This is a genomic window from Actinomyces sp. ICM47, assembly GCF_905369875.1.
Taxonomy (GTDB): Bacteria; Actinomycetota; Actinomycetes; order Actinomycetales; family Actinomycetaceae; genus Pauljensenia.
In genome coordinates this window covers 1-9,136 of sequence record NZ_CAJPJE010000066.1, presented here as the reverse complement: position 1 = coordinate 9,136, position 9,136 = coordinate 1, and the positions used below count along the sequence as shown (strand labels likewise).

The window sequence follows — 9,136 nt, the reverse complement described above, 5'->3', positions numbered from 1 at the left end:
GGCCACGACGGATCCGAAGCCGAGGGCAACAGCAACGACGAACACGCCCAGCCGCCCGACGAATCGGTTTGGCGTGGGTCCGTGCTCAGCTCTGTAGTGCTCGTAGCCCGCGTCGAGGGGGTTGGTCAGCATCGATGTTAGGAGTGACATCGATGCAGCGGGGTCCAGTCCCGAGGCCCCGGTAGCCTCGTTCTCGTCCCCTGCTTCCTCGTGGTGCTCCTCGTGCAGTGTCACTGATCGTGCTCCCAGCGGTGCTGGACGCGCTCGCGGCGCTCAAAGTCGTCGAGATGCTCGACGACGATGCGGCGCAGCTGTGCTGGGGCGTCCTCGTGGGTGTCAAGCCAGGAGCGCAGCAGTGCCACACTGGCTTCGACGCTGCCTTCACGCGTTACGTCGACGCTGAGGTCGAGCACGCCGCTCACGTAGCGCAGCGACATGCCGATCGTGTGCTTCTCCCAGTATTCGCGCATGCGCGCCACGGCTTCGGTCACACCGGAGGCCCCCTCCCAGGAGGACGCCTGGAGGCCCGCGAGGGTCGCGCTCAAGTAGTCATTGGATAGGGTATCGGACATCACCGACGCCCAGGCACGGGAGCGGGTTGTCTCCTCGGGCAGGGAGGCGATAGCCTCGACAGCCATACGGGCAGCCTCTCCGGAACCATCGGCATCGCGCCAGGCGAGGATCGTCTGCTCGTCAACGAGGCCTCGGGCAGCCAGCGCTCGGCGCGCACGCCAGGCAATGTCGGGGTTATCGACAGCAGCGAAGCCGCGCACCATGGCCTCGTACTCCTCTCCGCCTCGGGCGGCGAACTCAGCGATGAACGCGCGCGTGTAGGCACGCCACGCGTCCGCGTCGCTGGCGACGGATTCCTTCGCCAAGCGAATGGTGGTGGCCAGCACTTGGTCGTGCGACTCGGCGCGGACACTTCCGGGCAGGAAGGAGGACAGGGCCTCGGCCACGAAGAGCAGCAGACGGTCGCGGATCGCAGGTTCGGTCTCGGTGGGCACAGCGCCCAGGACGGAAGCGATGAAGCGGCGCGGATCAAGCAGGCCGTCGCGGACCGCGTTCCACAGGGACGCCCAGACGACCGCTCGGGTGATGGGTGCGTTGATCGTGCCGACGTAGGCCAGGGCGACGTCGGTGGAGCGCTCATCCAGACGAGAGATCGCGTAGGTGAGATCGTCGTCGTTGATGACGACGAGGTCAACGAAGGCAGCGCCACCCGGAATGGCGAGCACTCCCTCGGGGTCGATGGGTGCGTTCTCGGCGTCGATGCGCACGTCGAAAACATGGGTGCGCTCGAGGGTACCGTCGGCTGCACGCCAGGTCGAGACGGTCACACGGTGGGGACGCAGGACACCGCCGCATGCCTCGCCACCCTGATGGAGAGTGAAGTTCGTGATTGCGCCGACGGGGTCGGTTTCCCACGAGGCAGACAGCGTCGACGGGCCGGGAGTATCCAGCCAGGCGCTCTTCCACGAACCCAACTCCTGGTGGGAAGCCTCCTCGAGTGCCTCGAGCAGGTCACCCAGGCTGGTCGCACCGAAGCGATGCTTGTCGAAGTAGCGTCGGGCACCCTCGTAGAAGGCGTCCTCTCCAACCCACGCGACAAGCTGCTTGAGGACGGCGGCCCCCTTGGCATAGGTGATGCCATCGAAGTTGGTCTTAGCGGCGGCCACGTCCGGGATGTCGGCGGCGATCGGGTGTGTCGTAGGCATCTGGTCCTGCGTGTAGGCCCAGATCTTTCGGTTCATCGCGAAGTTCGCCCACTCCCCCGTGTACTGGGTCGCTGTCGCGATTGCGCTGGCCCCCTGGTTCTCTGCGAAAGACTCCTTGAGCCACAGGTCGTCCCACCATGCTGGGGTGGCCAGGTCACCGAACCACATGTGGCACATCTCGTGCAGGGTCGTGTTCGCGCGACGCTGGCGTTCGGAGAAGGTCGGCGTGGAGCGGGAGATGTAGGACTCGTTGAAGGTAATGCAGCCGGGGTTCTCCATGGCACCCAAGTTGTATTCGGGCACGTAGATCTGGTCGTAGGAACCCCAGGGGAAAGTGATGCCGTAGCGCTCGTGGAAGAAGCCCAAGCCCGCGCGTGTCACCTCAAAGACGTCCTCGGAGTCGAGGTAGTGCGCGAGCGTGCGTCGGCAGGCCAGGCGCAGGGGCAGCTCGACGTGCCCGCCGTCGCTCGCGCCACCGCTCCACGTGGGACCCTCGATGACCGCCCAGGGACCCGCGACAACCGCGGTGATGTAGCTGGAGAGCGGGGGTGTCGTGGAAAAATCGCGGCGCATCATCCCCTCGGCGACGGACTCGCCGCCGACCTCGACGCCGTTGGAGAAGACGACCCAATCCTGGGGCGCGATGACGTGGAAGGTCCACGCAGGCTTGACGTCTGGCTGGTCGACGCACGGCCACGCGCGGTGGGCGTCGTTGGGTTCGAACTGCGTGTAGAGGTAGACCTCTCCGTCTTCGGGATCCGTGTAGCGGTGCAGGCCTTCACCGCTGCGCGAGTAGCGGGCGAGCGCGCGCACCTCAAGGGTGATGGTCTCCCCCACTGGCAGGCCGGACACCCAGACACGGTCTTCGTCATCCTCGAAGGGGTGTTCCGCTCCGTTGAGTAGGACGGTCTCGACCTGCCCGGCGATGTCGATGAATGTGCGTTCCTCACGCGCGACCAGCGTCAGAATAGAGGTGACGGGGTAGGTCTCTCGCGAGGTGTCCATGGCACCCGAAACGTCAACGGTTACGTCGATGGCGGACACCTCGAGGGTGGCAGCGCGGTGTGTTGCTTCGTTGCGTGTCAAGATCTGCATGACTCCTATCCTACTGTGTCACTGAACATGCGCGTGCTACACGGGGGCGCGTAGACGAACTACAGTAGAGACATGACCTCAGTGATTGATATCCGCCCGTCCATCGATCCGATCCCGCTCGTGCGTGCCCTGGCAGGCCTCGAGGTCCAGGGGTTCTACGGCGCGGACGGCGCCCCCACGCCGCTCGACACCGCCGACCTGGCGATCTCGGGCGTGACCGTGTCCTCCGATGACTGCGAATCCGGCTGGATGTTCGTGGCGATCCCCGGCCTGACCCAGCACGGCATCCGCTTCGCCCACGCGGCCATCGAAGCCGGTGCCACCGTGATTCTCACGGATGAGGCCGGCCGCGAGCAGGCCCGTGAGCGAGGCTTGGGCGTGCCGGTCGTTCAGGTGGCTGATCCGCGAGGCGTCGTCCCCGCCCTGTGTGACAATGTCTACTCGGCCCCGGCCTCGCGGCTGACGACCATGGCCGTGACGGGCACGAATGGCAAGACGACGACCTCGTACCTGATGCGCGCGGCCCTCGCCTCGCGTTTCCCCGAGGCTTCCCTGTGCGGCACTGTGGAAACCCACGTCGGGCCAATCTCGTTCGAGGCCGTGCGCACGACCGCCGAGGCTCCCGTCATCGCCCGCATCCTGGCCGCGACCGAGCAGTACGGCTGCGGTGCCGGTGTTATCGAGCTGTCGGCGCACGCCCTGTCCCTGCACCGCGTCGACGGCATCGTCTTCGACGTCGCCGCCTTCACGAACCTGCAGCACGACCACCTGGACTACTACGGCGACATGGAGCACTACTTCGCTGCCAAGGCCCTGCTGTTTACCCCCGAGCACTCCCGCGCCGGCGTCGTGTGCGTCGACGACGAATGGGGTCGTCGCCTGGCCGAACAGGCGACCGTACCGGTGACAACCGTGTCAGCCCTGACGCGCGAAAGCGCCGACTGGCAGGTCCGTGACATCGCGCCAGACCAGTCCATCGGGCGCACGGTCTTCACGCTCGTCGACCCCACTGGCGTCGGCCACCGCGTTGCAATGCCTATCCTGGGTGAGGTCAACGTCCAAAACACCGCGGTCGCCATCGTGTCCGCGGTGGCCCTGGGCATCGACCTGGCCGACGTCATCACTTCCGTCGAAAATGCTCCTCAGATCCCCGGACGCATGGAGAAGGTCAACCCAACCCCCGGTGCCCAGCCCCTCGTGATCGTCGACTACGCGCACACCCCCGAGGCTCTCGAGTGGACGCTGCGCTCAACGCGCGAGCTGACCCCCGGCAAAGTCGTCATCGTCTTTGGCACCGACGGCGACCGCGACGCGACTAAGCGTGAGCATCTGGCGCAGATCGCGGCGCGCGAGGCCGACATCCTGTGGGTCACAGACGAGAACCCGCGCACCGAGGATCCTCAGTCCATCCGTGACTATCTGCTGCGTGGCATCGCCTCCGTGCGCCCCGGCATGGAGGACGTCACCGAGGTTACGACGTGCCGACGCGACGCCGTGCGCCGCGCCATCCTGGCGGCCAAGCCCGGCGACACCGTCATCATTACGGGCAAGGGTGCTGAGTGGTACCAGGAGATCCAGGGTATCCACCACCGCTACAACGACGTGCCCGTCGCCGCCGAGGTCCTCGCCTGCGACGTACGCTCCCACGAGTAGCGGTAATAAACCTGTGAACTGGCGCGCCACGGGGGTCCCCAGCCGACCCGCGCGGCGCGCCACGCCGTAGACTGGGCGGGTGAACGACTTCGATACGCAGCACAGCGCGACCTACATTCCCGGGGACGACGCAGCCGACGCCTACACCGCGGACCAGGCACCGGCCTCGTCCGAGATGATCGACCTGACCGACGATGACGCTGCGGCCCGCGCCCGCGTCATGCGTGCCAACCTCGACCAGTTCGACCTGGATGACGAGGACTTAGCGCTGCTGTCCGGCGAGGTTGAGTTCGACGATTCCGGCAACGTCGCGGCGGGCCTGCCGGTCCTCGCCGTCGTCGGTCGACCCAACGTCGGCAAGTCCACGCTGGTGAACCGCATCCTGGGACGCCGCGAGGCCGTTGTTCAGGACACGCCCGGCGTGACGCGCGACCGTGTCTCCTACCCCGCTGAGTGGGCCGGGCGTGACTTCACGCTGGTGGACACGGGCGGCTGGGAAATCGACGTGAAGGGCCTGGATCGCTCGGTCGCCGAGCAGGCCGAGATCGCCGTGGACCTGGCCGACGCGGTCGTACTGGTCCTCGACGCGACGGTCGGCGTGACGGCATCGGATGAGCGTATCGTCGAGATGCTGCGCTCGAAGAAGAAGCCGATCATCCTGGCCGCCAACAAGGTCGATTCTCCCCTGCAGGAGGCTGACGCTGCCTACCTGTGGAGCCTCGGCCTGGGTGAGCCCCACGCGATCTCCGCGCTGCACGGGCGTGGCACTGGCGATCTCCTCGACGTCGTCATGGATGTCCTGCCGACAGAATCCGCCGTGGCCTCGGCGCTACCCTCCGGTGGCCCGCGCCGCGTCGCCCTGGTTGGCCGTCCCAACGTCGGCAAGTCCTCACTGCTCAATTCGCTGGCTGGTGGCGAGCGCGTCGTCGTCAACGAGCTTGCGGGTACAACCCGCGACCCCGTCGACGAACTCATCGAGCTGGACGGACGTTCCTGGTGGTTCGTCGACACCGCCGGCATTCGACGTAAGATGCACCGTACAACCGGCGCGGACTACTACGCGTCCATCCGCACGCAGGCCGCTATCGAAAAGGCCGAGGTCGCCCTGGTTCTCATCGACGGGTCCGCTCCCCTGACCGAGCAGGACGTACGCGTCGTCCAGCAGGTCATCGACGCGGGCCGAGCGCTCGTCGTCGTCACCAACAAGTGGGACCTGGTGGATGAGGATCGCCAGAAAGAGATCAAGAACGAGCTGGAGCGAGAGCTGGTGCAGGTCCAGTGGGCACCGCGTATCAACCTGGCGGCCAAGACCGGCTGGCACACAAACCGCATCGTGCGCGCGCTCGACGCCGCCCTCGAAGGCTGGGAAACCCGCATCCCGACGGGCCAGCTCAACGCGTTCCTCGGCCAGCTCGTGGCCGCGCATCCGCACCCGCTGCGCGGAGGCAAGCAACCCCGCATCCTGTTTGGCACACAAGCGTCGAGCAAGCCCCCGCGCTTTGTCCTGTTTACGACCGGGTTCCTGGATCCGGGCTACCGCCGCTTCATCGAGCGCCGTCTGCGCGAAACCTTCGGCTTCACGGGCACACCCATTCAGATCTCGGTGCGTGTGCGCGAGAAGCGCCGCCGCTAGGGACACTTCCTGTGCATAACTGATGCGCGCATCGCCCTATCCACAGGGGTGGTGCGCGCGTCAGCGTTATCCACAGAGATCACAGTGGCGTTTGCCCGAACGTGACGAGGACGCGCAGGATGGGGCTATGAACGCCTCTATTGAATGCCCGATTTCCGTTCCCCTTCCCGATGGCCTGACGCTGTGCGAGGACGGCCTCGTGCGTCCCACCTGGGCGTCCCACGACCGCCTCCTGCGTGACTACTACGACAACGAGTGGGGGGTGCCGGTCCACGACGAGGTCGGCGTGTTTGAACGTCTCGCCCTCGAAGGATTTCAGGCAGGCCTGTCGTGGCGCACTGTCCTCGCCAAACGTGATGCATTCCGGGAGGCTTTCGCAGGCTTCAGACCCGACGCCGTCGCCGCCTTCACTGATGAAGACATCGAACGCCTCGCATCAAACCCCGCCATTATCCGCAACCGCCGCAAGATCGAGGCTGCGATCACGAATGCGCGGGCCACGCTCGCTCTGCGTGACGTGGACGAGGCCCACTCCCCCGACGCTGCCCACCTGGGAGCGCTCGTGTGGTCGTATCGTCCCGATGCCGACCCGCATCCGACCTGTGCGGTCGAGGTTCCCACAGCTCTGCCCGAATCGCGTGCCCTGGCTGCCGACTTGAAGGCGCGCGGGTTCCGCTTCGCTGGACCCACGACGATGCTCGCTCTCATGGCCGCAATCGGCATCGTCAACACCGACATCGTGGGTACACACCGCCGACCGGTCTAACCCATATGCTCGTGTGGGGTCGTTATCTGGCATGATGGAACCATGGCACTTTCCAAGAAGCTCCTCAGCCAGGACGAGGTCGTCGTCCGACACATGCACACCCATATCAAGGTCATCCTGCCTCAGATCATCGGTGAGATTCTCCTGGTGCTCGCAGCCGCTGTCGGTTCGTTTTACGTCCCGGAAGACTCGCGCTACTGGGCGCTGCCGACCATCTGGATCGTGGTTCTGGTTCTGACGGTGCCCCTCCTGTTGATCCCGTGGGTCAAGTGGATCAGTTCCACCTACACGGTGACCACCAAGCGCATTATCACCCGCAAGGGCGTCTTTACTCGCACGGGTCATGACCTTCCGCTCACGCGTATTTCCGACGTTCAGTTGGAAAAGAATGTCGACGACCGCCTGTTCGGCTGTGGCACGCTTGCCCTGCAGACTTCGGCGGATGATCCGCTGCTGCTGCGCGACGTGCCCCAGGTGGAGACGGTGCAGGTCGAGATTTCGAACCTCATCTTCAACGACATCCAGGGTGCCATCGACGCTGATCCGACCAATTGATCACACTCGTGTAATCACCCTATCCGGCACTGGATACACTGCCGTCATGTTTGATATTCACGGTTTCGAAATGACGGTCTTTAAGCTCCTGATCGGTGTCACCTTGATCGTCCTCCACCTGCGCCTCACGGGCAAGCAGCAGACGGTCCAGCTGACACCGATCGACTTTATCGGGAACTTTATCCTCGGTGGCATTATCGGCGGCGTCATCTACAACCAAGCATTCTCGTTCGCGGAGTACATCAGCTTCCTGCTCGTCACCTTTGGAATCATCTCCGGCCTGAACTACCTGACGTCGAAGTTCATGTCGACCCGCTCGCTCGTGATGGGAAAGGCGTACAGGATCATCGAGGGCGGGCGATTTACTCAGGACGCGCTCGACAGCTCGGATCGCAAGCTCGACCCAGTCGAGTTTCTCGCAGAGCTACGCGGCATGGGCATCTTTTCACTGAGCGACATCAGCCTCGCACAACGCGAAGCCAACGGTTCGCTGACCGTTCGGCGTATGAACGAAGGCGACGTGAATTACCTCCTGGTGTCGAACGGTCAGATTGTCAGTGAGAACATGGAGTTGGCTGGTCGCAGCGAAGAGTGGTTGCGCGATGAGCTCAAGCAGGCGGGTGCGGGTGCCCTCGAGAATCTGTTCCTGGTTGAGCTTGATGCTCATCGTCATCTCACCATCGTCGATCAATCGGGGCTGACGACTTCGTCGGCTATCTCCGATGCTGCTGTCGTTGAAGTGACAACCGTGACCGAATTCGATGATCCTGGCACGCAGACTGCCACGCTTGAGGACTTCATTCCCGCCGATGCGCAGCCGGACGAGGTGTCTTCGCAGACGAATAACTGACCGTCGCAGTAGTGTGTCGGGGTTTCCCCGGCCTCATCGCCATTGACGAGGCCGGGGGTGCCCGGGTGGGTGTGTACCCGTTTGTGGCGGTATCGGAAGGGGCCGAACCGCCGAGGTAGGTCGAAATCATCCCCGTCGACAACTTCGACCTATGGCACAGTTTAGCTCATGCACGCATATAAAATGATGCGCTTCACATCGCGACATAGTCGCATTCATCCGCGTAAATCTGCGGATAATTGCTCACAAACTGCCATTTACCGAGGATGATACCCAGTTGATAGGCATATCACGTTTCGATTACAAAGATTGTCTGACAAATTAAAATCGGGACAGAGGTCCCTCGGGGAACGCAAGCAGCGGGATTTTAGAACATGCGGTTATTCCCAGGTATTGTGGTCGGTGGGTGATGGAGTTCGTTGCTGCAGAGTTGAGAAACCGCGCACGCTACGCTCGGATTATCCAGATCATCCAACAGCACTCCATCTGACCGTGCTTCATCCGCACGTTAACCCGCTATTCCGAGCCTGGGCAGCCACGCCCACATACGGAACAGACGGCCCACGTGCGGAAGATCCGGCCCACGCGCAGAACAGCCGGTTCACGTTCGAGCGAGGCACGGCACCTGACCGCGAACACCCCCAACCACGTGCCCACCAAGGCGCACGCCAGTCGCCCATCACAGGGAATATCCCAAAACGCAGACCACCTCGCCCACAACAGCCCATTTCCGACACTTGTCGCCGAGGTAGTCTGCACTTTGGGCGACTCAACACTCGCGCCGGACTCCACACGGAGGAAATGGGCTTATAGGACGTGTCGTGTTGCTGGGGTTCGTGCTTCGTGTGCCTTGGGGTGTCCTTCTT

Annotated in this window: 6 protein-coding genes and 1 pseudogene; 5 read left to right on the top strand and 2 right to left on the bottom strand. The window is 64.0% G+C overall.

What is annotated here, in order from left to right:
* Window positions 1-228: pseudogene (locus QZ149_RS09685) on the bottom strand (DUF881 domain-containing protein); the annotation flags it as partial.
* Between the two features lie 2 nt (window positions 229-230).
* The gene (gene pepN, locus QZ149_RS09680) at window positions 231-2,813 is read right to left on the bottom strand and encodes an aminopeptidase N (protein ID WP_291451231.1); all 2,583 of its coding nucleotides are present in this window, start codon (window positions 2,811-2,813) and stop codon (window positions 231-233) included.
* 72 nt (window positions 2,814-2,885) lie between these two features.
* Between pepN and QZ149_RS09675 the strand changes: the two genes are divergently transcribed.
* The 5 genes from QZ149_RS09675 to QZ149_RS09655 all read left to right on the top strand — a co-directional run bounded on the left by QZ149_RS09675 (window position 2,886) and on the right by QZ149_RS09655 (window position 8,270).
* Window positions 2,886-4,466, top strand: coding sequence for a UDP-N-acetylmuramoyl-L-alanyl-D-glutamate--2,6-diaminopimelate ligase (locus tag QZ149_RS09675; protein ID WP_291451230.1), 1,581 nt, complete (start codon window positions 2,886-2,888; stop codon window positions 4,464-4,466).
* Between the two features lie 79 nt (window positions 4,467-4,545).
* Complete coding sequence (gene der, locus QZ149_RS09670; RefSeq protein ID WP_291451229.1) at window positions 4,546-6,099, top strand: ribosome biogenesis GTPase Der; 1,554 nt, start codon at window positions 4,546-4,548, stop codon at window positions 6,097-6,099.
* 127 nt (window positions 6,100-6,226) lie between these two features.
* On the top strand, window positions 6,227-6,865 hold the full coding sequence (locus tag QZ149_RS09665) for a DNA-3-methyladenine glycosylase I (RefSeq protein ID WP_291451228.1): 639 nt from the start codon (window positions 6,227-6,229) through the stop codon (window positions 6,863-6,865).
* Window positions 6,866-6,907: 42 nt separating this feature from the next.
* On the top strand, window positions 6,908-7,420 hold the full coding sequence (locus tag QZ149_RS09660; protein WP_291451227.1) for a PH domain-containing protein: 513 nt from the start codon (window positions 6,908-6,910) through the stop codon (window positions 7,418-7,420).
* 46 nt (window positions 7,421-7,466) lie between these two features.
* Window positions 7,467-8,270, top strand: a complete 804-nt coding sequence (locus tag QZ149_RS09655) for a YetF domain-containing protein (protein WP_291451226.1) — start codon at window positions 7,467-7,469, stop codon at window positions 8,268-8,270.
* Window positions 8,271-9,136: the final 866 nt, after the last annotated feature.

Coding starts and splice junctions, on each gene's coding strand:
- pepN (WP_291451231.1), bottom strand. CDS start 2,813: ATGCAGATCTTGACACGCAACGAAGCAACACACCGCGCTGCCACCCTC.
- QZ149_RS09655 (WP_291451226.1), top strand. CDS start 7,467: ATGTTTGATATTCACGGTTTCGAAATGACGGTCTTTAAGCTCCTGATC.
- QZ149_RS09675 (WP_291451230.1), top strand. CDS start 2,886: ATGACCTCAGTGATTGATATCCGCCCGTCCATCGATCCGATCCCGCTC.
- QZ149_RS09660 (WP_291451227.1), top strand. CDS start 6,908: ATGGCACTTTCCAAGAAGCTCCTCAGCCAGGACGAGGTCGTCGTCCGA.
- QZ149_RS09665 (WP_291451228.1), top strand. CDS start 6,227: ATGAACGCCTCTATTGAATGCCCGATTTCCGTTCCCCTTCCCGATGGC.